This is a genomic window from Algoriphagus halophilus (assembly GCF_900129785.1).
Classification (GTDB): Bacteria; Bacteroidota; Bacteroidia; order Cytophagales; family Cyclobacteriaceae; genus Algoriphagus; species Algoriphagus halophilus.
In genome coordinates this window covers 722,924-748,418 of the sequence record NZ_FSRC01000001.1, presented here as the reverse complement: position 1 = coordinate 748,418, position 25,495 = coordinate 722,924, and the positions used below count along the sequence as shown (strand labels likewise).

The following is a 25,495-nucleotide window of genomic DNA, read 5'->3' as shown; positions in this document are numbered from 1 at the left end:
CAAATATGTACATAAATCCTCAGTCAAAATTAAAGTTCTTCACAAAGTTCTTCACTACCTCTATCCTAAGTGGATTGTTTGTTTTGGCTTCTTGCCAATCCCCAAAAATCCAGGCGGACGTCATCTACTTTGATGGAACGATTTATACGGTCAACTCCAAATTTGAAATAAGCGAAGCGCTTGCGATCAAAGACGGGAAATTTCTTGCCGTTGGATCCAGTGACGAAATCCTAGGAGGATATGATGCGGCAGAAAAGGTGGATCTTAAAGGAAAGTCGGTTTACCCAGGCTTCATTGATGCCCATACCCACTTTAATAGATATGCTGAGGGACTTCGTGTGGTAGACTTAGTGGGGGCAAAAAGTTATGAGGAACTGATCCAACGAGTAAAAAACTATGCGGAGGCCAATCCAGATGAACCCTGGATTTTAGGAAGAGGCTGGGATCAAAACCTATGGGAGGGGCAAGAGTTCCCTACCCGGGAAAAACTGGACGAGCTCTTCCCAAACACCCCTGTTCTCCTAACCAGAATTGATGGGCATGCTGCTTTAGTAAACCAAAAAGCATTGTCAATGGGTGGAATCACTTCTCAGACAAAAATGCTTGGCGGAAGTGTGATCTTAGAAAATGGAAAACCAACTGGGGTACTCGTAGACAATGCTATTGATTTAGTAAGTACCAAAATTCCAAAAACTACTGCGGAACAAGCCAGAAAAGCCTTGCTGTCTGCTCAGGAAAATTGTTTTGCAGTAGGTCTTACCTCTGTGGTGGATGCTGGGCTAGATCGGGAAACCATTGAATTATACCAACAACTTCATCAGGATTCTTTATTGAAAATGAGGATTTATGCCATGGTCAATCCAACAGCGGAAAACATGGACTATTATTTTGAAAAAGGAATCTATCAAGACGAGCAATTAACGGTAAGAAGTTTTAAAATCTATGGAGATGGGGCTTTAGGGTCCAGAGGTGCAGCCTTATTAAAACCATATTCTGACAAACCGGATCAGACAGGTTTTTTGTTGAGTACGGAGGATGATTTCAAAGATTTGGCTGCAAAAATGTATGAGCATGGATTCCAAATGAATACCCATTGCATTGGAGATTCAGCGAATAGAACCCTACTGAATATTTATGCCGATGTTTTAAAAGGAAAGAATGACTTACGCTGGAGAATTGAACATGCACAAGTGGTAAACCCAGAAGATGTGTCCAAATTTGCCGAATACAGCATTATTCCATCGGTGCAACCCACCCATGCCACTTCAGACATGTATTGGGCGGAACAACGTTTAGGCCCGGATCGAATCAAGCATGCCTATATTTTCAATGAGCTGTTGGACCAAAATGGAATGATTGCTTTAGGAAGTGATTTCCCTGTAGAGTTCATCAATCCTCTATATGGTTTCCATGCCGCGGTTGCCAGAAAAGATAAAAACAATTGGCCGGATGAAGGTTTCCAAATAGAAAACAAACTAACTAGAGAAGCTGCCTTAAAGGGAATGACCATTTGGGCGGCCTATGCAAATTTTGAAGAAAATTTAAAGGGAAGTATTGAAGTTGGAAAATTAGCCGATTTGGTAATCATGGAAAAAGACATCATGGTCGAAGATGCTAAAAACCTGAGAGAACTCCCCATAGATAGAACCGTCATTGGAGGAGCAGTCGTCTATCAAAACACTAAATAAGGAGCAAGAAAAAGAACCCTCCGGGCACTTTATCAGAAAACCCCAATAGGATTTGGGTCCATCATATATACTGCCTTTCAAAAAAAATAAATAGGATCGCCTGAAATAATAGATGCTGTCTATGAGGTATAATTTTAGAATATTGGCATCTTAATTCAAAATTCATGACATTTGCAATATCTAGACAATTGTTATTTAGATAGATTCCAAATTGGAATTTCGCAAGGCAAAAAAGCCAATTACATGCCTATTGTATTTAAATTTGCGTTGTAAGACTTGTCCCTATGCAAATCAAGTTCAGAGCATTAAGTTTATCACATAAGACCGCCCCCGTCCAGATTCGAGAGATTATCGCTCTCAGCGATCAGGAAATACAGCGAACATTATTGAAATTGAAGGATTTCTTCAGTTTGAATGATGTACTGATACTTTCTACCTGTAACAGAACTGAGGTGTATTACAGTCATGATCTTGACTTGAGTACAGAAATCATCAAATTGATTGGGCTTGAAAAAGGTCTTCCTGACGTAGTCCATTACTTAGAATATTTCCAGATCTACAATAATGATAGAGCAGCGATTGCTCATTTGTTCCGGGTTTCCATGGGATTGGAAGCACAGGTAGTGGGAGATATTCAGATTTCCAATCAGGTAAAAAGAGCGTATCAGGCATCTGCAGATTTAGAAATGGCCGGACCATTCCTTCATCGATTGATGCACACGGTCTTCTTTACCAATAAAAGAATTGTACAGGAAACCGGATTTAGAGAAGGTGCCGCATCTCTCTCTTACGCGGCGATTGAATTAATCGAAAGCCTGACCTCTAATACTTACCAGCCTAGAATTTTATTGATCGGAGTTGGAGAGATTGGTGAAGATGTTGCCAAAAACATGGTGTATCTTCCTAATGCTAAAGTGAAGGTAACCAATAGAACCCTTTCCAAAGCAGAGGAAATTGCAGCACCTTTGGGATTTGAGGTCATTCCTTTTGAGAATTGTTTCGAAGCTATGGAAGAGGCCGATGTAATCGTTTGTTCGATCATGAAAAACGAGCCTTTTATCACCAAAGAGCTCATTAAATCTTTCGACATTCCCAGTTACAAATTATTAGTAGATCTTTCCGTTCCTAGAAGTATCGAAACCAGTGTAGAGGATGTACCAGGGGTGATCTTGTATAACGTAGATAATATTCGAAGTAAAACTTCAGAAGCTTTAGAAAAAAGATTGGCTGCAGTACCTCTTGTAGAAAGCATCATTGAGGAAAGCATCGAAGAGTTTTACAATTGGAAAAAAGAAATGATGGTCTCTCCTACCATCAATAAATTAAAGCAGACTCTTGAGCAAATCCGATTGGAGGAGTTAAGCAGGTATTTGAAAAATGCAGATGAAAAAGAATATGCAGTGATTGACAAGATCACCAAAAGCATGATGCAGAAAATCCTGAAAGTACCTGTGGTTCAACTGAGAGCGGCCTGTCAGCGAGATCAAGCAGAAGAGATGATCGAATTCATTTCTGATCTTTTTGACCTTGACAAGGAAAACACAAAAAAGTAATTTACTAAACACCTAAAGAGAAATGACCAAAGGATTGTAAAAACCTTTGGTCATTTTATATTTGAGCCCTATTCAAAAATTCTGCTCCATAACAAATGAAAGCAATCAAGTTTGTAATCGTTTTATTTATTATCACAATTTGCTCCAGGCAATCTACCTTTTCCCAAACTTGGGAGGTGTATGATGATGAGTACAGATTGCAAAAAAGACTCCTTTACGATCAGGTGGAACTGTTGAGTGAGACCGTCAGGATTGGTAAAAAAGACTCTGTTTTAAGTTTATTATCAGCCGATCTCACTCCTGCTGTTTCTCTGCAGGGAACCGAAGTATACCAATACCTTGAACCATGGATTTTGGTAAAAGGGCCCAATGGGATAGGTGCTTTTCATGAATACGGTCAGCAAGTACTTCCTTTAGAATATGACGAAATTCAAACTTACTTCAACTTATTGCTGGCAAGAAAAGGAAATAAGTACTGGGTTTTTGAACGAGGTAATGGAAAAACTACCCCTCTGGGCAGGTTGGATCAGGCTTTTTTCACAAAAACAGGGATGCTCGTTACCCAAATCGGAGACGAATATTTTATCCCTTTATCCAATGCAGGCCAAAAATCATTTCAGTTATTGGAAGAATCCGAAGGGGACTTCCTTCTGGCAAAAGAAGATACAGGATATGGATTAATCAACCGGGAAGGCGATTATGTACTTGACCCGGTAATTGATGAACTGAAGCACAACAAAGGGAATTTCTATTTTGGTTTTGAGGACAATCAATTTTTATTGATTGAAGGTAATGACATGAAAGCCAATGTTCGGTATAACTCCTATCATAGAATCACTTTAGAAGATGGATTGATGCTCGAATACATCCATGGGAAGCTTCGCAGGGTCATGAAAGAGGGCGGAATTCTGTTGGATGCCGTGGGTATGGAAGAAGTAACAAGAATTGGCGAGGACCTCTACAATATTAGATTCAGAGATGGCAATTTAGGTTTGCTAGGCAAAGGAGGATGGCTAGTTCGACCCAATGCTCCATTAGAAAGAATACAAATGGGATCGAACGGACTTTTTCCAGCTTTGAAAGAAGGTTCTGTTGGCTTTGTGAACTCTATGGGGGAATGGATCATTCAACCGCAATATGAAGACTTGACCCTATTTTCAGAATCCTTGGCAGGATTTAAGAAAGGAGGAAAATGGGGGATCATAAAAGCAAACGGAGAAGTTTTAGGAAATACATCTTGGGATGAAATAAAGCCATTCAAGAAAGGTTTTTCCATTGCTAGATCCAAGGATCAATTCTATCTCTTGAATGCTCTTGGTGAGGTAGTCAATCAAGAAGCCTTCGATCAGGTTCTTCGAACCAATGACGGATATTTCATTGTAGAAAAAGCAAATAAATCAGGTATTCTGGATCCAGCTGGCAAAGAATTAATCCCAATTGAATTTGATCGTGTACATCGTGCTCAAAGGGACTTAATCGTGGTTCAAAAAGATGGAAAAACTGGACTGCTATCAGACTCAGGAGAGGTTCTCCTCCCATTGGCTTTTGAAGATGTATTGATTGATTCCGGAAGCGGAAAAATCTTGACTAAAAACCTCTATGAACCAGTGTTGGTCATTGAGCCGGAAACAAGTGGGAAGAAAAAAAGCAAAAAGTAGTGTTCCAAAAAAGCAAAAAGCCCCAATGAAAAAAATTCATTGGGGCTTTTACTTTATAGGGAATTCTATTTATCAGATTTCCCTTTTCCAGAATCTTTTGAGTCAGTATCTGATTTGGCGATGGAATCTCTCATGGAAGTATCTGATTTAATATTTTCCATGCGGTAATAGTCCATTACCCCCAATTGACCACTTCTGAAAGCTTCTGCTAAAGCCTTTGGCACCTCTGCTTCTGCTTCCACTACTTTCGCACGCATTTCCACATTTTTGGCTTTCATCTCTTGCTCCAAAGCTACCGCCATAGCTCTTCTTTCTTCTGCTTTTGCTTCCGCTACCTTTAAGTCTGCAGATGCCTGATCGATTTGAAGTTTCGCCCCAATGTTGGTTCCTACGTCAATATCAGCAATATCAATGGAAAGGATTTCAAAGGCGGTTCCTGCATCCAAACCTCTCTCTAAAACCAGCTTGGAAATTTTATCAGGATTTTCCAATACACTTTTATGATTGGAGGCAGATCCTATGGAAGTTACAATCCCTTCCCCTACCCTTGCCAAAATGGTCTCCTCTCCTGCACCACCTACCAATTGCGCAATATTGGCACGAACAGTCACCCTTGCTTTTGCGATCAGTTGAATCCCATCTGCAGCCACAGCAGCTACATTTGGAGTATTGATCACTTTGGGATTCACGGAAATCTGAACGGCTTCGAAAACATCCCTTCCAGCCAAGTCAATCGCGGTTGCCTGTTTAAAAGATAGATTGATATTGGCTTTATCCGCGGAAATTAAGGCTCTTATGACATTTGGCACATTCCCGCCGGCTAAGAAATGCGTTTCCAAATCATTGGTGGTAAGTTCCAGACCGGCTTTCGTTGCAGTAATCAAAGAATTCACCACTACACTTGGTGGTACTTTTCTAATTCTCATTCCAACTAGCTCTAGTAACCCCACTCGAACGTTGGAGAACTGAGCAGTAATCCAAAGATTAACCGGTACAAAATAAAGAAAGATGAAAAGTAAAATGATTCCTGCTACCGCAGCAACCAGGATAAACAATGAGCTATTTGGATCCATGTTATTTAACTAAAATTTGATTGTTTTCAATTTTTATAATGGTGATCACTTTGCCTACTTCAATAAAACCAGACTCAGATTTCACTTCATAAACTTTCTCTTCTACTCCAAAAGATGCTTTTCCAAAAGGTTTCAAATCTGAAATCGCTTTTCCTGGCATTCCTACTTGTAATCCTTCAGTCCTTCCGTCAAAAGCACGCCCTTGGTTGGTTGTTTTAAGAGAAAATTTGTTCCATACTCCTGATCTAAAGCTGTATACAATAGCCAGTAAATTTAAAATCACAGCAATTCCTGAGATCCACCATGCCGTCCCAGCATCAAAAGATACGAATGCATAAATAATTCCTGCAGCACTTACAATCAGCCCAAATACACCTACCACGGTAGTACCGGGAACAAATAGGACTTCCGCAACCATCAAGATTAAGCCTATTAGTAGTAAAGTGGATAAAATTAGTATTGTCATCACGTGCTGAACTAGAATCCTAAAATACGAGAATCCTGATTAGAGTAGTCAATTAACATAAAAAAACCCGGAAAATTCCGGGTTTCTCATTAATAAGCTTTGGCGAAATATACTCTACCTTCAGAAGGCTTTCCTGTCAACACACAGGTTCCGGCCTCCTCTTTCCTATTTAAAGGAATACACCTAATAGTCGCCTTGGTCAATTCTTTAATTTTATCTTCGGTCTCTGGAGTTCCATCCCAATGGGCAGAAACAAATCCTCCTTTATTCTCCAATACTTCTTTAAATTCTTCCCAAGAATTTACTTCAGTCGTTTTTTCTTCCCTGAATTTATAAGCTTTGGAATAAATAGATTCTTGAATTTCTTCTAACATTCCCCCGATTTTCTCAGCTATAGGTTGAGATGCCAATTCAAATTGTGATTTGGTCAAATTATCCCTACGGGCAATTTCAATCGTTCCGTTTTCCAAATCTCTAGGCCCGATGGCAATTCTTAAAGGAACCCCTTTTAATTCGTATTCGGCAAATTTAAAGCCTGGCTTATGCGTATCTCTATGATCATACTTCACAGAAATCCCTGCTTTTCTCAACTCAGCCATGATTTCATTGGCCTTTTCCGAAATCGCTTCGAATTCCTCGTCTTTTCTATAGATTGGAATAATCACCACTTGGATTGGAGCCAATTTTGGAGGCAACACCAATCCGTTGTCATCAGAATGCGCCATGATCAATGCTCCCATTAATCGAGTACTTACCCCCCAGGAAGTTCCCCACACATATTCCAACCCACCTTCTTTGGTAGCAAATTTCACATCAAAAGCTTTCGCAAAGTTTTGTCCCAGGAAATGGGAGGTTCCTGCTTGCAATGCCTTTCCGTCCTGCATCATCGCTTCAATACAAAGAGTATCATCTGCACCAGCAAATCGTTCATTCGCAGATTTTCTTCCTCTCACCACTGGTAGTGCCATAAATTCCTCTGCGAATTGTGCATACACATTCATCATCTGCATGGTTTCGGCTTTTGCTTCTTCCGCGGTGGCATGTGCGGTATGTCCTTCTTGCCATAAAAACTCTGCTGTCCTTAAGAATAATCGAGTCCTCATTTCCCATCTTACCACATTGGCCCACTGATTCACTAACAGAGGTAAATCACGGTAAGACTGTATCCAATTTTTATAGGTACTCCAAATCACGGTTTCAGAAGTAGGTCTAACGATCAGTTCTTCTTCCAACTTCGCTTCTGGATCCACAATCACACCACTACCATCTTCCGCATTCTTTAATCTATAGTGGGTTACGACAGCGCATTCCTTGGCAAAACCTTCTACGTGGCTGGCTTCTTTACTCAAATAAGATTTCGGGATAAATAATGGGAAATAGGCATTGGTATGTCCAGTTTCTTTGAACATTCGATCCAATTCAGCCTGCATTTTCTCCCAAATAGAATAGCCATAAGGTTTGATTACCATACAGCCCCTTACTGCAGAATTCTCTGCCAAGTCAGCTTTTTTAACTAATTCGTTGTACCAAAGTGAATAATCTTCACTTCTCTTAGGTAGTCCTTTACTCATTATAATTGATTCAGATACTTTTTGTCCTTAATTTTGCTAAATTGAGCATGGCAAATATAAAGTAAAAAGTATAACCCTTCACTTTTAAGACCGTATAAGAAAGTAACAATCTAACTTCGACCATGAAGAAAATTTCATTATTAACATCATCTGTAATTCTGGGAGCCTTTGCGATCAGTGCTTGTAGTACAAATAGACTAGCAAGTACTGGAGGAGAACAGGATAATTTGTATTTCATGGCTTCAGACGCAAGAATTGCGACTGAATTCGCTGTGCAGAACAATAATCCTGAGTCTTTTGAAAGTTTAGGTTCTCTAAATACCGAAACCTATCAAGGTGAAAATTTCAGTACTCGAAATGTAAACCCTGAGTATATCGCGAGATATTCTGCAACAGAGGATACTGCATCCAATGACATGGTTTATTTTGACGAAGGAATTGCTTCCGCCGGAGAAGGTGATATTAATGCCTACGATGATTTTAGAGTAAATAATTCAAATACCTCATCCTTTGGATCAGGTTTCAATCCATCTATTTCTTTTAACCTTGGCTTCATGGGAGGATTTAGTCCCTGGGGAATGGGATTCTATGATCCATTCTACATGCCGGGAATGTTTCCATCCTATGGATTCAGACCAGGATTTAGCTTAGGTTTTGGAATCGGATTTGGATTTGGCTCCATGTGGGGCTGGGGTCCTAGTTTAGGTCTTGGTTGGGGTTATCCAGGATTTGGTTATCCGATGTATGGATTTGGTTATCCAGTTTATGGATATCCAGGATATGGTTTCCCAGGATATGGTTACAATAGACCTATTTACATCTTACCTGGTAGTGAATACGGGGATAGAAGAGTAGTGAGAGGTTCTAGAGGAACCAGAGGAGCTGGTTTAGCAACTGCTAATTCAAGATCCAGAAGCTCTGCAATTCTTCCTAGCACTTCAAGAGCACAAGCAAGAAGAGAGGCAATCAATTCTCCTACCAATAGAAGTTTAGTTTCAGGAAATAACACCAGATCTGCTTCCAGACAATTTAGCAGCTCTAAAAATGATTACTACACCAATGGTAGAACGAGGGTAGGAACCACTAGAAATGTAAGTTCTCCAGCAGTTACCAGAAGTGCTACAAGGTCTAGAAGTGCAATGCCTTCAGCAAGACCAAGTTATTCTGGAACCAATTCTAGATCTTCTAATCCTTATTATAACAGCCCAAGTAGAAATTCAAGAACATATAGAAGCACTAGCCCTTCTTACAATAGATCAGCTAGTCCTTCCTACAATAGAAGCAATATTCCTGCAGGTAGAACTCCATCTTATAGAACCTCTCCTTCAAGAATGTCTTCACCATCTAGAAATACAAATACTAGAACTTTTAGCACTCCAAGCAGAAGTTCAGGTAGCGGAATTAGCACTGGAGGTTCGAGAAGCAGCGGAGGCAGTGTCTCCCGTGGATCATCATCCAGAGGAGGAAGGGGAAATTAATTCCCCTTTTTTTTTGACCAAAATGTCACAATTTATTACCCCATCCGTTATCTATAAAACAAATTATTGATTCAATGAGGCTAACTCCCTTTATTTTCTTTGTCGTATTATTTACATCCAATTTAGCTTTTGGGCAAAGTGGATATTATGAGGATGCATATAGATTCAGCCATGTTAAACCAGCAGGTTCATCCAGAGTAATGGCTATTGGAGGAACACAGTGGTCTCTTGGAGGAGATGTGTCCAACATTGCTGGTAACCCCGCAGGTTTAGGATTTTTCAGAACTTCAGAAGCAAGTATCTCATTAGGATACTCTGACTGGAAAGTCAATACCAATTATTTAAATCAACAAAAATCCTATAACACCACGAATTTCAATCTCCCGAACCTTAGTTATGTAATGGCCAATCCAAAAGAAGGCTTAAGTAGAGGAGCATTTAAAGGAGGGGCATTCGGCATCAGCATTCAAAGAATCGCCAATTTCAATACAGAATATGGATTCTTTTCTGATCAACTAGGGAATACTTCTATCATTGATTTTTACTTACAGGATGCAAATGGAATCCGTGAAAGTCAAATTGAATCCTTTGGATTGACAGGCTTGGCATATTCTACCTATCAAATCAATCCTGTGTTTTTTGATGAGGATGGAAATGTAATTAATGACCCTAGTACCTATGATTCTTTTGTAACTGGCTTTCCTTTTCAAGATGAGAACATCAGACAAGAAGGAAGCTCCAACCAAATATCCTTCAGTTATGGCGCTAATTTTAATCATAAGGTATTTGTGGGCGGTTCTCTAGGAATAAGGAACTTGAATTTTACCTCCATTAAAACTTACAATGAAGAATTCCCTGATGGACCATTAATTAACTCCTCACTGACCGAAAGGCTTTATATCAACGGTTCTGGAATCAACCTAAATCTTGGATTGATTTATAAACCCATTGACTACTTGAACCTAGGGTTCACCTTCCAAACACCTACCTGGTATGCCTTAAATGAGGAATATGAAGCGAGTATGTACGCCAACTATGACAACTACGAATATGAGCCTGAAGACATTGTCTTGGGAGAAGTAGATGCATTGTCAGATTATATTTTAGGATCTTACAACCTAAACACTCCTTTAAAGATCGGAGCAGGAGCTACCTTCTTCTTAGGAAAAAATGGATTTATTTCTGCAGATGTGGACTTTGTCGATTACAGCAACTCTACCATCAAAAGTAGAGATTTTGACGAGGGACCTGACAATCAAGTAATCAGTACGCTTTATACCAGCACTTTAAACTATAGGCTGGGAGCTGAAGTTCGATTAGATGTCTTACGTTTAAGAGGTGGATATGCTTTTTATGGAGACCCAATTGCCAATTCAGACTTTGACCGTAGTACCAATCAAATCAGCGGCGGTGTTGGAGCCAAATTCAACAAGTTTACCATTGACATGGCCTTGATTAGCCAAAAGGCTAACGGTTTATATTCCAGCTATCAGGTGTTAGATGGACAAAACAATAACATTGGACCGGTTACTGAACTTGAAAACAGAATCTTTACAGGAATGCTAACCCTAGGATTTAGTTTTTAACAAGCTGATCAATTCAGACATTAGAAGCTCAGCGGAAAACTCTTCTCCGCTGAGCTTTATTTTTGCCTGGTTATAAAAATATTCCCGATCGGTGAGTAAGCTTTTTAGCTTCATTACAATTTCTTCCCGGTCTAAATCCTGAAACATAGGCCTGTTTTGGATTTTGGATACTCCTAACCTATTTGAAATCTCCCCTATCGGCACATCTAAGTATACAGAAACTGCATGCTCATTGATCAGCTCCATGTTGTCATTGAAGCAAGGACATCCTCCTCCAGAAGCTAGTACGTAGGATTCTTGGGCCTCCAATATTTTTTTCAATGATTCAGTCTCCCATTCCCGAAACTGCCCTTCTCCGTAAGATTTGAAAATTTCGGGGATTTTCATTTTATAAGTTGATTCAATCAATGAATCCAAATCATAGTATGGAAAATCCAACACCGCAGCAAGTTGCCTTCCAAAGGTGCTTTTCCCTGAACCAGGCAATCCTACCAAAACAACTTTAAGCTCTTTTGTCATTTTACATAAAGATCAATCACCTCTTCCGCAGAAGGGGTATTGTTATGATGGTATTTACCTAATACTTCTCCATCTTTTAATACCATGATTCCGGGATTCGACCGAATAATTGTTTTCACCACAGTAGCATCTGCTTGAAGACCCGTGATCCCCCATCCTCTTTCTTTTATCAAAGTAGTTATCTCTTCCTCCGTGGCTGCTGCTACAAAGACCACCTCTAAAGGAGAGCCATTTAAACTTTGTACCAACTCATCGATCTCCTCCAGATTTGAATCATCCATTTTGGGCATACTACTCACTAAAATCACCACTTTGTTGCCCGCAAACATTTCAGAAGAATAGTCCCCATTTTCATTCCAAACAGCAAAATCAGAGATTTTAGGAAGACTCTCAGGATTCTTCAAGTTCATTTCCACAAACTCGTAGCTTTCATCGGAAGGATATTGATCCATCACTACTGTTTGGCCATCTTTCTTCATCACATAGGAATACAACAAAGGAGCTGAAGGCTCCATGGCCTTCGGAATATTTACACCTACCTTATAGGCTCTAAAATCTATAAATGGAAGGTTCCTAATCGCTAAAATGGATAGAATCAAAGAAGAAACAACGACTACTAGCACTGTTACATTTGCCCATTTGGCTGAGCTCTTAGGCAAGTCTGCTTGAAAAATGAATAATATAGTAATCAAGACCAACAGGATAATATCCTTGTAGAATGATTCCCAAGGTGTCAATTTGATAGCATCCCCAAAACATCCACAATCAGTGACCTTATTGAAATAAGCTGAATAAAAAGTGAGAAATGTAAAAAACAAGATCATGAGACCCAATGCCCAAACTGTATACTTACTTTTCACCCCCAAAATCAACATCACCCCCAAGGCCACCTCTAATACCACTAAAAACACTCCTATTTCAAGAGCAAATGGTTCAAATACGGCAAAAAAGCCCGCAATATCATTTGAAAAAACATCAAAATATTCTTCCAGTTTAATGGAGGTACCCACTGGGTCATTTACCTTTATTAATCCTGAAAAAATAAAAAGCCCTCCTACTAACAGACGAAGAACCCAAAGAAAGCCATCTTTAATCATGGTGATATCCTAGTTTAATCAAACAAAATACTGAGTAATTTATCATATCCTGGTAATTAGCTTCTATTCCTTCAGAAACTAAAGTTTGGCCCTCGTTGTCTTCAATTTGTTTGACACGCAAAAGCTTCATTAATACAATATCAGTCATGGAACTGACTCTCATTTCCCGCCAAGCCTCTCCATAATCATGGTTTTTGTTTTCCAACAAACCTTTGGTCTCACTGACCCACTTATCATAAACCGGTTCCAGATCCTCAAAAGGTATTTCCATCCGCTTGTCTTCAGAAAAACTGATTTGAAGCAAAGCGATGAGGCAATAGTTGATAATCCCCACAAACTCATCCACGATAGGATCATTTACTTTTTGACTCCCTTTCTCTTGAATGGAACGAATTCGCTGGGCTTTGATGAAAATTTGATCGGTGATAGAAGAAAGTCTTAAGATCCTCCAAGCCGTCCCATAATCAATGGTTTTCTTACGAAATAATTCTTTACAACGGCTGATAACTTGTGTATATTCGTTGCTAGTTAGCGTCTCCAAATTTTATTCTAGTTTAATGTTTCCTGTTACGGGAGTTTCTTCATTCGAAGATAGAGTATTTCCCCAAAAATATACATTTCAATTTAACGGACGGCTCCAAGTTTGGAATAGTCCAAAAATTATGGGTATATTAAATGTAACCCCTGATTCATTTTTTGGAAAAAGCAGAGCCAATTTTACTTCAAATGACTTTGCTAGACAAGTTGAAAAACTAATTTCCGAAGGAGCTGACATTTTAGACATTGGCGGTTATAGTACAAGACCTGGTGCAGCAGAAGTTTCTGAGGAGGAAGAAATTAACAGGGTGGTGCCTGCGGTAGAATGGATCTCTAAGAATTTCCCAGACATCTTACTTTCCGTGGACACTTTTCGCGCAAATGTTGCCCTTCAGGCAATCGGTTCTGGTGCCCATATCGTAAATGATATTTCATCAGGTGATTTAGATCCCGAAATGATTCCGACGGTAGGAAAGTTAAAAGTTCCTTATATCGCAATGCATATGCGTGGAAATCCATCGAATATGCATGAACTAACAAATTATTCTGATATTTTAGCGGAAATATTGAATTATTTCGCTGAAAAACAGGAACAATTTAAAAAGTTTGGCATTAAAGATGTAATAATTGATCCAGGCTTTGGATTTGCAAAAACGATTGAACAGAATTATTTTTTGCTGAAAAATTTAAAGCAATTTCAACGTTTATCATCTCCTATTTTGGTAGGAATCTCTCGTAAGTCAATGATTTACAAAACCCTTGAAATTAATGCGGATGATGCATTAAATGGGACTACTGCTTTAAATATGTTTGCTCTTTGTCAAGGTGCAAACTTACTTAGAGTACATGACGTTAAAGAAGCAAAAGAAACATTAAAATTATACCACACAATTTACCCTTGACATTTTTATTTAAAATAGGATTTTTGGACATCTCCATCGTCAATATGATAGATATTGCGCTGGTAGCTGCGCTATTATATCAGGTTTATAAATTGTTGAAGGGTAGTGTGGCCATCAAAATATTTTTAGGGTTCCTATCCATTTACCTGATTTATCTATTGGTGAGAGCTTTGAGAATGGAGCTACTTTCCGCCATCTTAGGTCAATTTATGGGAGTCGGTGTGATTGCAGCCATTATCATTTTCGCACCAGAAATCAGAAAATTCCTCCTGCTCATCGGCAGATCTTCTTTTCTCTCGGATGATAATATGTGGAAAGACCTTCTGTTTTTCTGGAGAAAACGAGAAAACTCAGTTTTCAATATCAGCCCAATCATAGACGCTTCCAAAACCTTGGCCGGAAGTAATACCGGTGCATTGATGGTTATTTCAAAAAGTACAGAATTGAAATTCTATGCAGAAAGTGGTGATATTTTGGATGCAGACCTTTCTAAACGCTTACTGATTTCTATTTTCAACAAATACAGTCCTCTCCATGATGGGGCAGTGATCATTTACAACGGTAAAATCAAAGCTGCTCGTTGTATTCTTCCAGTAACAGAAAGAGAAGTACCTGCTCAATTTGGATTAAGACATAGAGCCGGTATAGGCATGTCGGAAGCAACAGACACTTTGATCCTGATCGTTTCCGAAGAAACTGGGCAATTATCCATGGCAAAAAACGGAAAAATTCTTCATAACATGTCTTTTCAGGAAGTCCGGGAAACCATCAACGACTACCTGAACAATGAGGATGTGGATTCAAGATTTGAAGATATTGAAGAGTATGAATTGAAAAAAAGACGAAAAATGGCCATGACCAGTAAGTCATCTTAAACCAAGGCAAGCTGAATAGTTTGCCTTTTCTTTTGGAAAACATACTGCAAAAAATCCAGGTATCGATATTTTTGAAAGGGTGCTTGCCTACTCGCTCACGGGTCCAATCAAGAGAATTCAACTATGAATTTGCCTTTTATAAACTCTTATTGCCCACAGAAAAATTTATTCTGGGATTTTTCGTTAGAAAATTAAACATTACTTTGCTCGAAAGTCAGATTAAACGCCATTCTGGTACAACCTATACAGACTAGCATTAGATTGGTTTAATCTTTGCTTCGCTCCATTCATCGTCACTAACAAAAAGTTAAAAAGGAATCAAGTTTACTTCACCTATGAAAAAACCGTCTTTCATTCACCTAGCCTTTTTTTTCATACTTTTTTCGGCAGGTGCACTGGCAACACAAGGTTATATGCCAGAGTTGAAACAGCAATTAAAAGACACCTATACTACCCTTACTACGATAGCAGCCCCGAAGGAAGAAAAGCCTGAAATGCCTGAAGCCATCGAGGTTGAATTGCCCGAACTTAGAGTAGTCCCTCCGATTCCTAAGGAAGTTACCAAAGAATATGACAAACACCTGTTTGCAGCGGAACATAATGGGTTTGGGTTAATTGAGGACGAAGATCATTTCAAAAAACTTATTGAGGAAGAAAAACTAGTGCTTATCGATAAGGGATCCGGCTATGAGGTAATGAAATTAACGCATAGTCACCCTTATATTACTCCTTATTCTAAGGCAGTCCTGGAGGAAATTGGAGTGGCATTTCAAACCATTATGGAATCTGACAGCTATTTCACGCTTACCTCTGTTACCCGAACTCCCAAACAGCAAAAAAGCTTGAGAAGAAGAAACAGTAATGCAACCAATGGAAACAGCTCGCATTCCTATGGTGCATCCTTTGATATTTCCTACATCCGATTCAATGGTAAGAAAAACTGGAGTAGAAAATCACAGAAAAAACTAGAACAGGTTTTGGAGGAATTCCAGAAAGCCGGTAAAATCTTTTACCTCAAAGAGAGAAAACAGCGATGCTACCATGTGACCGTAAGGTGACGCCTCGAAATATCTACTAATTCAAAAAAAATAAGCCGGGAATCTTCCTAAGAAACCCGGCTTTTTTCAATTAAGTACTCTTCAAAAGAGTCCTGAAAGTAAGCTAAGCTTACTTGATCACTCCCAATTCTTTTCCTACCTCCGTAAAGGCCGCAATTGCTTGATCCAAATGTTGCTTTTCATGACCTGCAGAAATCTGAACACGGATTCTAGCCTGCCCTTTAGGTACTACAGGATAATAGAAACCTATCACATAGATGCCCTTTTTAAGAAGCTTTTCTGCCATTTTTTGGGAAAGTACTGCATCATATAACATGACTGGTACGATCGGGTGGGTTCCCGGCTTAATATCGAATCCCGCAGCAGTCATTTTCTCACGGAAATAGGTGGTATTTTCTTCCAACTTATCTCTAAGTGCGGTCGTTTCGGTCAACAAATCAAAGACTGCAATGGAAGCTCCGGTAATGGATGGAGCTAAGGTATTGGAAAACAAATATGGTCTGGATCTCTGTCTCAACAACTCAATAATCTCCTTTCGTCCAGAAGTAAATCCTCCAGATGCACCACCCAAGGCTTTACCCAAAGTCCCTGTAATGATGTCAATTTTGCCCATGACATTGCAATGCTCATGCACCCCTCTTCCGGTTTTTCCCATAAAACCTGTAGAATGACACTCATCAGACATCACCAAGGCTTCGTATTTTTCTGCCAAGGCAACTATCTTATCCAGTTGCGCAATGGTACCATCCATGGAGAATACGCCATCCGTCACAATTATTTTTTGCTTTGCTCCCTTTGCATCTGCATCCTTCAATTGAGCTTCAAGATCCTCCATGTCATTATGCTGATACCTAAACCTCATTGCCTTACATAATCTGACGCCATCTATGATGGAAGCGTGATTTAGGGCATCTGAAATAATGGCATCCTCTGGACCTAAAATGGGTTCGAATACCCCTCCATTTGCATCAAATGCTGCTGCGTATAAAATAGTGTCCTCTGTTCCCAAGAACTCGGAAATCTTCTTTTCCAATTCTTTATGAATGTCTTGGGTTCCACAAATAAATCGTACGGAAGACATCCCGAAACCATGGGTATCGATCGCATCCTTAGCAGCTTCAATCACCTTTGGATGAGAAGAAAGCCCTAAATAATTATTGGCACAAAAATTCAATACTTTCTGCCCACCTGCTATCGTGATTTCTGCAGATTGTGGAGAGGTGATTATTCTTTCCTTTTTAAATAGTCCAGCTTCCTCGATACCTTTTAGTTCTTCAACCAATTTGGGTTTTAATCTGTCGTACATTTGTAGTTATGAATTAATAGTTCAAATACTTTCTTTAGCCATCAGTCAAAAAGTCCTGCAAGACTTTAGATTTTTCTTACTTTTGCCATCGCATTCCCAAATATAAACAAAAACCTAAAGCAGGGCTTTGGGTGTTTTTTGAAAGAATTTAAAATGGAAAAAATCCTTGTAATCGGAGCTGCAGGACAACTTGGTTCCGAACTGACAAAATCTCTAAGCGAACTATATGGTGGTGAGCAAGTTATCGCCACAGACTTAAATGAAGCAGCAAAATCCAAGTTTGATTATTGCCGGTTTGAAGTGCTTGATATTATGGATCAGGAAGCTGCGAAAGATTTGATTAAGAAGGAGAATGTAAAGCAGATTTATCACTTAGCAGCAGTACTTTCCGCTACAGGGGAGAAAAAACCATTGTTTGCCTGGGATTTAAATATGGACAGCCTGCTTTTTGTATTGGAAATGGCTCGAGAATTTAAATTGGATAAAGTTTATTGGCCTTCTTCCATTGCAGTATTCGGTCCAAACACTCCCAAAATCAATACCCCTCAATATTGTGTAAAAGAACCCAATACCGTTTATGGGATCTCTAAGCAGGCGGGCGAAAGATGGTGTGAGTATTATTTCCAAAAATACCATGTGGACGTAAGAAGCCTGAGGTACCCTGGGTTGATTGGATACAAATCTTTACCGGGAGGTGGAACTACCGACTATGCAGTGGATATTTATCATAAAGCTATTGCAGGTGAAAAATTCAATTGCTTCCTGAGAGAAGACAGTTACCTTCCTATGATGTATATGCCTGATGCCATCAAAGCCACTTTGGACCTCATGCATGCCCCTTCAGAATCAGTTAAAATAAGGTCCAGCTATAATCTTTCTGCGATCAGCTTTGCTCCAAAAGACATCTACCAAAGTATTTTGAAGCATTATCCTAACTTTGAAATTGAATACAATCCAGATTTCAGACAAGCAATTGCCGATTCCTGGCCGGATAGCATCGATGACAGCCCAGCCCAAAAGGACTGGGGTTGGAAACCTGACTATGATCTGGACAAAATGACAAAAGACATCTTGGAGAACCTTCCAAATTTTTCTTTTTAAGAAACTCAAAAGACTTGAAACATTCCTTTCAAGTCTTTTTTTTGGCCTATTTTGATCTGAAAAGGCACTTGATTTTTGAAGTAGTTTTAAAATAACTATTTTTCGATTCAGCATTAAACCCATGTCAAACAATCGGATCATATTACTTCTTTCTACAGCGGTCATCCTGGCCGTAATGGGATTTCTTCTCTTTGGAAAGTCACAGGAAGTAGATTTTAGTACCCAAATCAAACCCATCTTGAACAAACACTGCATCTCCTGTCATGGTGGTGTAAAAAAAAGTGGTGGATTTAGTGTATTGTTTGAAAATGAGGCATTAGCAGCGACAGAATCTGGTCATCCCGCGATCATTCCTGGAGACCCAAACAACAGTGAATTAATTAAAAGACTGACGGAATCTGACCCTGAACTTAGGATGCCCTATGAAAAGGCACCTCTTTCTCAAGAAGAAATTGATTTGCTTAAATCTTGGATTAAACAGGGTGCGAAATGGGGAAAACATTGGGCCTATGAACCGGTGCAAGAGCCTGCTGCCCAAGAAATCAAACTGGAAGCTGGCGTAGGATCGGAACACACCATTTCAAATTCCAGTCCAATCGACTTTTTTGTAGAGGAAAAGCTGGAAGAACTCAATTTGGAATTTTCTCAAGAAGAAAACCCTAACAAACTTTTACGGAGAGTTTCCTTAGACATTACTGGCCTACCTCCTTCCGATTCATTGGTGACACTTTATGAGAATGGAAAGATCTCCTACGAGGAGGCAGTCGATTATTTATTGGAGCAACCTACTTATGGAGAAAATTGGGCAAGCTGGTGGCTGGATTTGGCAAGGTATGCTGATACCAAAGGATATGAGCGGGATGTTTCAAGAACCCTATGGCCTTTCCGGGACTATGTAATCAATTCGTTCAACAGGGATAAACCTTTTGATGAGTTTACCATTGAACAATTGGCAGGTGATCTATTGCCTAACCCAACCACTGAGCAATTAACAGCTACTGCCTTCCATCGAAACACCATGAATAATGATGAAGGCGGAACGCAAGATGAGGAATTTAGAGTTTCTGCCGTATTGGATCGACTAAATACCACCTATGAAGTATGGCAAAGTACCACCATGGCCTGTGTACAATGTCATAGCCATCCTTACGATCCTATCAGGCAGGAGGAGTTTTATGAATCTGCCGCTTTTTTCAATAATACCCGTGATGAAGACACCCATGACGAAGAGCCGAAACTCCGATTTTATTCAGATGAGGAAAAAATTGATGTAGCGAATATTGTGAATTGGGTACAGGATTTACAAGGAGCTGAAGAGGCAAGAAAAAGAAAGGACTTCTTAACCTTTTTTGAGCCAAAATATGAGGCCCATATTGCGACGGATTTTGACAAAGCTGAATTGATCGATACCAAATGGCTGGGCATGTGGCCTGGAGGATCTGCTTATCTGAGGAATATTGATACGCAAGGGTCAGATCAATTACTAATGAATTACCGGACAGGAATTGATGGAAGTAAAATAACCATACAAAAAGACGGTCCTGAAGGAGAAGTCCTGAGTACCTTCACTATTAATAAAACGAATGGGGAAATCATCTCAGCATTTCCTTTTAAGCCAATTCATGGAATCAATGATTTATATATTTCGGTGGTTAGCCCAAATGCCAAACCCCAGCAAAATACTTCTGCCATAGTTTGGTTTGCATTTGTCCCTACCCTTCCGGGAAAAGAAAAAGATGGATATAAACCCATTCAAGAAACCTGGGAAGACTTACTGAAATTCAAAGGAACGAAGCTTCCGATCCTGATCGAAAATCCGGATTACATGAAGCGAGAAACCCGAGTTTTCGAACGTGGGAATTGGTTGGTGCTTGGAGACAAGGTCAATCCAAACACCCCTGATGAGTTGAATCCATGGAAAGAGGAATGGCCCAAAAACAGACTGGGATTTGCGTATTGGTTGACGGATAAGGAAAACCCATTAACCTCCAGAACATTTGTAAATCGAATTTGGGATCAACTATTTGGAAGAGGTTTGGTCAGCACCTTAGAAGACATGGGCACACAGTCTGACCCTCCTTCCCATCCTGAACTTTTGGATTACCTGGCTTGGGTCACGATGAACGAATATGACTGGAGTATGAAAAAACTCATCCGGGAAATCGTCACTTCCAGAACCTACAGGCAAAGTTCGGTGGTTTCTCCGGCTCTTTATTCGATAGATCCTCAAAACAAATGGTATGCCCGAGGGCCTAGAGTGCGTTTGAGTGCGGAGCAAATTCGCGATCAATCGTTGGCAGTAGCTGGATTACTTTCCCCTAAAATGTTTGGGCCAAGCGTGAAACCTCCTCAACCGGAGGGAATTTGGCAGACCGTTTATAACGGAGAATCCTGGACCGAAGCGGAAGGAGAAGATAAATATAGAAGAGGGATTTACACGTTCATCAAAAGAACAAGCCCCTACCCTTCTTTCATCACTTTTGATGCAGGAAGTCGAGAGGTGTGTCTAAGTAGAAGAATCGTCACCAATACCCCTCTCCAAGCCTTGGTGACGCTAAACGATCCAGTCTATTTAGAAGCTGCTGCAAATTTGGGTAAAATCATGAAGGCCAAAGATTCAAACCCTTCTAAAGCAATCGCTTTCGGGTATGAGCAATTGATGCTAAGTCCTATCAGTGATCAGAAACTAGATGCCTTGACCTCTTTGTATGAAAGTTCTTACCAGGAGTTTAAAAAAGATACCGCGGCCATGCATGCCTTTATAAAATTAGAGGATGTGGAGACCACCCCTGAACTGGCAGCCATGGCCGTAGTGGCGAACGCCTTATTGAATTTGGATGAATTCCTAACCAAACCTTAATATGAAACAAGTCGAAAAGTTATTAAACGAGCTGACCCAGCAAAAGCTGGAAAGGCAAACCAGACGACATTTTCTAATGGATTGTGTTAGTAAAATGGGAGGTTTGGCACTCGCACCTTTGATGTTTGGTTGCAGCACAGATACTGCCAAACAATCTGGCGGCCTTGATCTAAGCCAGCGGGATTTAAATCCATTAGCTCCATTACCTCCTCCATATGGAGGGAAAGCCAAATCGATTATTTATCTACATATGGCAGGAGCCCCTTCGCAATTGGAGTTATTTGACTACAAGCCTGAGTTGGCAAAATACCATAACCAACCCTGCCCGGAATCCTTATTAGAAGGAAGAACATTTGCATTTATCCGCGGGGTTCCGAACTTATTGGGACCTCAAGCCAACTTTGCACAACATGGAGAATCAGGGGCCTGGGTATCTGATTTCTTACCTCACTTCTCCAAAGTGGTAGATAAGGTAGCCTTCTTAAAGGCAGTCCATACCGATCAATTCAATCATGGTCCTGCCCAACTTTTCATGCAGACAGGAAGCCCAAGATTAGGCCGTCCAAGTTTAGGTAGCTGGGTAACCTATGGGTTAGGTACAGAAAATCAAAACTTACCCGGTTTTGTGGTATTGACCTCAGGAGGAAAAACCCCCGATGCCGGAAAGAGTGTTTGGGGAAGTGGATTCCTCCCATCCGTTTACCAAGGTGTTCAATGTAGATCCAAGGGCGATCCAGTACTTTACCTTCAAGACCCGGATGGAATGTCCAGGGATATGAAGAAGAACTTGATTTCTGCCATCAACAAGGTCAATAAAGAGGAATTCACAAATTATGGAGACCCTGAGATTCTAGCTAGAATCAATCAATACGAGATGGCTTACCGGATGCAGATTGAGGTACCTGAGGTAATGAACATCAATGATGAACCTGAGTACATTCATGACCTGTATGGAACCAAACCCGGTACAGAGTCTTTTGCCAATAATTGCTTGTTGGCCAGAAAACTGGTGGAAAAGGGAGTTCGCTTTGTTCAGCTTTACGATTGGGGCTGGGATACGCATGGTACTGATCATGACGGTTCCATCGATATGGGGCTTAGAAATAAGTGTAGAGAGATTGACCGTCCCATGTCTGCACTTCTTCTGGATCTAAAACAAAGAGGGTTACTGGAAGATACCTTGGTGGTATGGGGTGGTGAATTTGGGAGGACTCCCATGCAGGAAAACCGTGAAGGAAAAACCCAAAGCTTTTTGGGCAGAGATCACCATGGTGATGCCTTTACCATGTGGATGGCAGGTGGCGGAATCAAGAAAGGAGCCAGTTATGGACTGACCGATGACTTTGGGTTCTCTGGGATAGGCGAACAGGTGTCCGTACATGATATTCATGCGACCATCCTGCATTTAATGGGTTTTGACCATGAGCAATTTACCTACGAATTCCAGGGAAGGCCCTTCAGACTCACCGATGTAGAAGGCGAATTAATCAGAAAAATTTTAGCATAAACATGCGATTGACCAATAAGACAATCCTACTCCTAGTTTTAGGATTACTCCCCCTTACCCTGTTGGCCCAACATCAACTGATGTTCTTCCAGACTGATTGGGGAAATGAGTTGCCTATGGATGAGTTTTTGGCCAAGGTGAAATCCGATGGATATGATGGTATTGAAGTTTGGATGCCAGGGTCTGATGAAGCTAGAGCAACCCTAAAAGAAGGACTGGAAAAGTATCAACTCAAAGTCATTTTCCTCCACGGGACCAATAGAGGACTTCCATTTGAGGAGGCATTAAAATCCTATGAAGCAGGATTGAAAGAGATAGTATCTTGGAAACCAGTCAAGGTCAATAACCACACGGGAAATGATTTCTGGACTTCTGAACAAAATTTGGCATTTATAAAAGTGGCTGACGCTTATTCCAAAGAATCTGGAATTCCAATCATCCACGAAACCCATCGAGGAAGATTTTCCTATACCTTGCCTGCAGCGGTTGCCATGTTAGAGCAATTTCCTGATCTAAAATATACCTTGGATATCAGCCATTGGATGGTAGTGCACGAACGATTGATCTCCAAAAACGATCCCAACCTTCAAAAAATCATGCCTGCTGTCCATCATATTCATGCACGGGTGGGCTTTGCAGAAGGACCACAAATCAATAATCCAGCTGCTCCTGAATGGGAAAATGCAGTAAAGGTCCATTTGGATATATGGGAAGAAATCATCCGGAATTCCAACGATGAAATTTTTACCATTACCACGGAATTCGGTCCTCCACCGTATTTACCAACCATTCCATTTACCAATAAACCCATTGCAGATCAATGGGAAGCCAATGTATATATCATGAAAGCAATTCAAGCCCGTTTCGCACATGATTGATTTCATTTTACCGCTATTCGGAAGGTTTCATCCTATCCTTGTTCACCTTCCCATAGGCATATTGGCATTCGGGATCATCCTTGTTTTTCTTTCTAAAAAAGACTCCAATCAACACTTGGATGCGATCCGGCTTGCTTTTTTGCTAGGAGGAATCGCTGCAGTCCTTTCTTCAGTTTCTGGCTTTCTTCAATACCAATACGAAGGTTTTACATGGGATACAGTCCAGTTTCACTTTATGCTAGGTTGGTCCACTGCGCTAGCTTCCTTTTGGCTCTTTTACGAAGTCAACAAGGAGTCCGTATTTCCAAAATATTTAAAATGGAAATCCACAGGGCTTTTTGGTCTGATGCTTCTTACTGGACATTTGGGAGGAAACATTACCCATGGAGAAGAATACCTTATTGAAGTGTTGCCGCCAGAAGTCCAGGAACTCATGGGTGTAGATTTGCAAGCTGAACAAGGGTTGGTCATTCCGGAACATGGATGGGAACAATTGGCTTATTATGATCAGGTGGTGCAACCTATCATCAATCAGAATTGCAAGAGTTGCCATAACCCCAAAAATTTAAAAGGAGAATTAGATCTGACCTCCTACGAAGCACTATTGAAAGGTGGAGAAGGTGGAAGTGTATTGATGGCAGGGAATGCTGAGGAAAGCTCCTTGTACGCTCGGTTGATTCTACCCAAGGACGATGAAGACCATATGCCTCCTGAGGAAAAAAGACAACCTCAAAAAGAGGCCATAGAACTAATCAAAGCATGGATAGAATTAGGAGGAACCACCGATTCCAAACTTGGAGAATCCACTATTTCAGCAGAAACCCTGGAACCTTTCTTTCATCGGGTTGAAAAGCCGTTTTACCCAGAACAAATAGTAGAAGCCGCTTCGGCCGAAACCCTTGATCAATTAAAATCTGAGGGATTTTTTGCCGAACGGGTATCCGAAGAGTCGAATTGGTTACTCATTTCTTGTATCAATTTTCAAGACTTTAACAATCAGGACTGGACTAAATTAACCCCTGTTAAAAATCAAATTGTTTACCTTGATTTGACAGGCACAGAAATTTCAGACCCCATCCTGGACAGCATTTCGAGTCTTCCCAACTTGACTGTTTTGAAATTAAACCAAACAGAGATTTCAGGTTCTACATTAGCTGCTTTAAATTCAAATCAGCATTTAAAAAATCTTTATCTGAATAACACGGCCATCAGTTTTGACCAACTGAATCTCCTCAATAATCATCCTTCTTTGGAAAAAGTGTTTGCCTTTGAAACACCCCTATCAGAAGCTGAAATCCCAAAGGACCTCAGCTTCTACCTAGAGAATGAGCTCTATCAACTTCCACCTCTCCCAACTGATACGATTGAGTATTAAGCCAACTGTTCACTGATCGCCTCTGGATCAAAGCCCAATGTCAAAGCTCCATTCGGATAGACGATGACAGGGCGTTTAATCATACTGGAGTGATCAATCAACAAATCGATTGCTTTGGAAGCATCATTTAAGGACTCTTTGGTTTGATCATCCAATTTTCGGAAGGTCATTCCTTTCCTGTTGATCAATGAATCCAAATCCGTCTTGGTCAAGAAACTTTCTAATAATTCTTTGGTAGGTTTTTGTTTTTTGTAATCGAAAAACTCGTAATCAACTCCCTTTTCCTGAAGAAAGTCAAATGCTTTTTTCATGGTATTACAATTCTTGATTCCGTATACTTTTACTGCCATGTTGCTTTTATTTTCAAACAAATTTAAGGGTTATGTCGAAAGCTGTATTAATTTGAA

21 protein-coding genes are annotated in these 25,495 nt (G+C 40.2%); 13 read left to right on the top strand and 8 right to left on the bottom strand.

What is annotated here, in order from left to right; genetic code table 11:
• Nucleotides 1–5 precede the first annotated feature (5 nt).
• The 3 genes from BUR11_RS03125 (at nt 6) to BUR11_RS03115 (ending at nt 4,899) form a co-directional block, all read left to right on the top strand.
• The gene (locus BUR11_RS03125) at nt 6–1,688 is read left to right on the top strand and encodes an amidohydrolase (protein ID WP_074223360.1); all 1,683 of its coding nucleotides are present in this window, start codon (nt 6–8) and stop codon (nt 1,686–1,688) included.
• A 284-nt stretch (nt 1,689–1,972) separates the two neighbouring features.
• Entirely contained in the window at nt 1,973–3,241 is a 1,269-nt protein-coding gene (gene hemA, locus BUR11_RS03120) for a glutamyl-tRNA reductase (protein WP_074223359.1), read from the top strand.
• A 95-nt stretch (nt 3,242–3,336) separates the two neighbouring features.
• Nucleotides 3,337–4,899: a WG repeat-containing protein gene (locus BUR11_RS03115; protein ID WP_074223358.1), complete on the top strand. Its 1,563-nt coding sequence runs from the start codon at nt 3,337–3,339 to the stop codon at nt 4,897–4,899.
• A gap of 65 nt (nt 4,900–4,964) precedes the next feature.
• Here BUR11_RS03115 and floA read toward each other — a convergent pair whose 3' ends face one another.
• From floA to proS, 3 genes are all read right to left on the bottom strand, one after another.
• Nucleotides 4,965–5,972, bottom strand: coding sequence for a flotillin-like protein FloA (gene floA / locus BUR11_RS03110; RefSeq protein WP_074223357.1), 1,008 nt, complete (start codon nt 5,970–5,972; stop codon nt 4,965–4,967).
• A 1-nt stretch (nt 5,973) separates the two neighbouring features.
• Nucleotides 5,974–6,438 (bottom strand): NfeD family protein, encoded by a 465-nt coding sequence (locus BUR11_RS03105; protein ID WP_074223356.1) that lies wholly within the window; start codon nt 6,436–6,438, stop codon nt 5,974–5,976.
• An 89-nt stretch (nt 6,439–6,527) separates the two neighbouring features.
• On the bottom strand, nt 6,528–8,009 hold the full coding sequence (gene proS, locus BUR11_RS03100; RefSeq protein ID WP_074223355.1) for a proline--tRNA ligase: 1,482 nt from the start codon (nt 8,007–8,009) through the stop codon (nt 6,528–6,530).
• Nucleotides 8,010–8,131: 122 nt separating this feature from the next.
• On the opposite strand from proS, the gene BUR11_RS03095 reads away from it, so the two are divergent.
• Both BUR11_RS03095 and BUR11_RS03090 read left to right on the top strand, forming a co-directional pair.
• Complete coding sequence (locus BUR11_RS03095) at nt 8,132–9,487, top strand: hypothetical protein (RefSeq protein ID WP_074223354.1); 1,356 nt, start codon at nt 8,132–8,134, stop codon at nt 9,485–9,487.
• A gap of 74 nt (nt 9,488–9,561) precedes the next feature.
• Nucleotides 9,562–11,073, top strand: a complete 1,512-nt coding sequence (locus BUR11_RS03090; RefSeq protein ID WP_074223353.1) for an OmpP1/FadL family transporter — start codon at nt 9,562–9,564, stop codon at nt 11,071–11,073.
• On the opposite strand, the gene BUR11_RS03085 is transcribed toward BUR11_RS03090, so the two are convergent.
• Genes BUR11_RS03085 through BUR11_RS03075 form a run of 3 tightly spaced genes read right to left on the bottom strand, consistent with a single transcriptional unit; the run spans nt 11,056 to nt 13,230 of the window.
• Entirely contained in the window at nt 11,056–11,592 is a 537-nt protein-coding gene (locus BUR11_RS03085; RefSeq protein WP_074223352.1) for a shikimate kinase, read from the bottom strand. The two genes, BUR11_RS03090 and BUR11_RS03085, sit on opposite strands and share 18 nt — an antisense overlap.
• Nucleotides 11,589–12,689, bottom strand: coding sequence for a BT_3928 family protein (locus BUR11_RS03080; protein ID WP_074223351.1), 1,101 nt, complete (start codon nt 12,687–12,689; stop codon nt 11,589–11,591). Before BUR11_RS03080 ends, BUR11_RS03085 begins: the two co-directional genes overlap by 4 nt.
• Nucleotides 12,682–13,230 (bottom strand): DUF1599 domain-containing protein, encoded by a 549-nt coding sequence (locus BUR11_RS03075; protein WP_074223350.1) that lies wholly within the window; start codon nt 13,228–13,230, stop codon nt 12,682–12,684. Before BUR11_RS03075 ends, BUR11_RS03080 begins: the two co-directional genes overlap by 8 nt.
• Before the next feature lie 16 nt (nt 13,231–13,246).
• Between BUR11_RS03075 and folP the strand changes: the two genes are divergently transcribed.
• The 3 genes from folP (at nt 13,247) to BUR11_RS03060 (ending at nt 16,061) form a co-directional block, all read left to right on the top strand.
• Nucleotides 13,247–14,128, top strand: coding sequence for a dihydropteroate synthase (folP, locus tag BUR11_RS03070; protein ID WP_074223349.1), 882 nt, complete (start codon nt 13,247–13,249; stop codon nt 14,126–14,128).
• Nucleotides 14,125–15,003 (top strand): diadenylate cyclase CdaA, encoded by an 879-nt coding sequence (gene cdaA, locus BUR11_RS03065; protein WP_143185816.1) that lies wholly within the window; start codon nt 14,125–14,127, stop codon nt 15,001–15,003. The genes folP and cdaA overlap by 4 nt, the downstream gene beginning before the upstream one ends.
• A 335-nt stretch (nt 15,004–15,338) precedes the next feature.
• Complete coding sequence (locus BUR11_RS03060; RefSeq protein ID WP_084560850.1) at nt 15,339–16,061, top strand: DUF5715 family protein; 723 nt, start codon at nt 15,339–15,341, stop codon at nt 16,059–16,061.
• A gap of 109 nt (nt 16,062–16,170) precedes the next feature.
• Here the strand turns inward: BUR11_RS03060 and kbl are convergent, their stop codons facing one another.
• Nucleotides 16,171–17,367 carry a glycine C-acetyltransferase gene (gene kbl / locus BUR11_RS03055; RefSeq protein WP_074223348.1) on the bottom strand — a complete coding sequence of 399 codons (1,197 nt, stop codon included), beginning with the start codon at nt 17,365–17,367 and terminating at the stop codon, nt 16,171–16,173.
• Between the two features lie 153 nt (nt 17,368–17,520).
• On the opposite strand from kbl, the gene BUR11_RS03050 reads away from it, so the two are divergent.
• From BUR11_RS03050 to BUR11_RS03030, 5 genes are all read left to right on the top strand, one after another.
• On the top strand, nt 17,521–18,468 hold the full coding sequence (locus BUR11_RS03050) for an NAD-dependent epimerase/dehydratase family protein (protein WP_074223347.1): 948 nt from the start codon (nt 17,521–17,523) through the stop codon (nt 18,466–18,468).
• Nucleotides 18,469–18,589: 121 nt separating this feature from the next.
• Complete coding sequence (locus BUR11_RS03045) at nt 18,590–21,328, top strand: DUF1553 domain-containing protein (protein WP_074223346.1); 2,739 nt, start codon at nt 18,590–18,592, stop codon at nt 21,326–21,328.
• Between the two features lies 1 nt (nt 21,329).
• Nucleotides 21,330–22,835: a DUF1501 domain-containing protein gene (locus BUR11_RS03040; RefSeq protein WP_074223345.1), complete on the top strand. Its 1,506-nt coding sequence runs from the start codon at nt 21,330–21,332 to the stop codon at nt 22,833–22,835.
• A 2-nt stretch (nt 22,836–22,837) separates the two neighbouring features.
• Nucleotides 22,838–23,713 carry a sugar phosphate isomerase/epimerase family protein gene (locus BUR11_RS03035; protein WP_074223344.1) on the top strand — a complete coding sequence of 292 codons (876 nt, stop codon included), beginning with the start codon at nt 22,838–22,840 and terminating at the stop codon, nt 23,711–23,713.
• The gene (locus BUR11_RS03030; RefSeq protein ID WP_084560849.1) at nt 23,706–25,088 is read left to right on the top strand and encodes a c-type cytochrome domain-containing protein; all 1,383 of its coding nucleotides are present in this window, start codon (nt 23,706–23,708) and stop codon (nt 25,086–25,088) included. The genes BUR11_RS03035 and BUR11_RS03030 overlap by 8 nt, the downstream gene beginning before the upstream one ends.
• On the opposite strand, the gene BUR11_RS03025 is transcribed toward BUR11_RS03030, so the two are convergent.
• Nucleotides 25,085–25,438, bottom strand: coding sequence for a Spx/MgsR family RNA polymerase-binding regulatory protein (locus BUR11_RS03025; RefSeq protein WP_074223343.1), 354 nt, complete (start codon nt 25,436–25,438; stop codon nt 25,085–25,087). The two genes, BUR11_RS03030 and BUR11_RS03025, sit on opposite strands and share 4 nt — an antisense overlap.
• Nucleotides 25,439–25,495: the final 57 nt, after the last annotated feature.